Source organism: Mesorhizobium sp. WSM4828 (assembly GCF_055811175.1).
In genome coordinates this window covers 1-1044 of record NZ_JBVVQK010000092.1, presented here as the reverse complement: position 1 = coordinate 1044, position 1044 = coordinate 1, and the positions used below count along the sequence as shown (strand labels likewise).

Annotated in this window: 2 protein-coding genes; both read right to left on the bottom strand. The window is 61.9% G+C overall.

What is annotated here, in order from left to right; all coding sequences use genetic code 11:
- Window positions 1–29 precede the first annotated feature (29 nt).
- Window positions 30–317, bottom strand: a complete 288-nt coding sequence (locus AC0L2X_RS32400; RefSeq protein WP_473601209.1) for a PilZ domain-containing protein — start codon at window positions 315–317, stop codon at window positions 30–32.
- A 38-nt stretch (window positions 318–355) separates the two neighbouring features.
- The coding region (locus AC0L2X_RS32395; RefSeq protein WP_473601208.1) for an ATP-dependent DNA ligase at window positions 356–1044 on the bottom strand (689 nt) is incomplete at its 5' end.

Genomic DNA, 1044 nt, shown 5'->3' with positions numbered 1-1044 from the left:
CCGCGGGGCGAATTGACCGGGCGCGCTGATCAAGGCCGAATTACCACTCCCGTGCCGTACAGTTGCACCCCAAGGCGATCGTTCTTCTGCCACCGGACCACCGCCTGATAGGTGGCTCCGTCCTCGGGGATGAACAGCACAAAACGATCCGGGACCAAGGCATCAGCAGCGACCCGCAGTTCGGCGCCTCTCTCATGCTGGTTGCAGACCGAGCAGCTTATGTCCATGTCCCGACGTCCAGTGATGATGGTCGCGTCCTTCAGAACAGGCGTTCTCTGGTGAAGGCGGCGGTCAGGTTTAGGGTCGGTAGGGTCCATAGTGTCCAGTCCTTGTCGTGGCGGATTAGCCATGTGGTTCACCGCCGAAACCTTGCAACGGAGCGCTGCGAATAGATCCGTGCTCGCCGCGGAGGTGCTTGAGGCGCGGCTTGACCTCCTCCGGCTTTACCCATTGCGTCGCCGGTCGCTTCTTGATGCCCTGCGGAGGCGGGCCGGCATGGTCCTGGACGCGCTTCCACAGCCGTTCCTTCATGTCGCGACCCAAGCTGATGAAGGCCGAACCGATATACTTCCCGGTGCCTGGCTCCGCCCAGCAAGGCGAATGCGGCCTTGCCAGATTCCCGCTCAACGCCGAGCGGCTCATATTCCTGGACGGTGAAGCTCTTGGTCGTCAACCAGTTCGAAGTCGGGCCGCTTCGATATGAGCTGTCAGCGAGCTTTGAGACGATGCCGTCGATCCCCGCCTGGTCGGCGAGATAAAAGATCGCCTTTGGATCACCAGGCAGCGATTCGCTGAACTGGATGCGGCTGTTCGGCTTGATGATGCCGAACAGGATCTCACAGCGTGCCTTGCAGCCGATGTCGCGCAGATCGTGGACGTCCAAATACACGATGTCGAAGGCGCCGAGGATCATGGCGTAGGGGTCGCTGTGGACGGCCTTCTGCAGCGCGTCGAAGTCGGGCAGGCCGGCCGCATTGGTGACCACTGCCTCACCCTCGAAGATCGCGTTCTTGACGTCAAGCTCCCGCGCGGCTTCGACGAGGC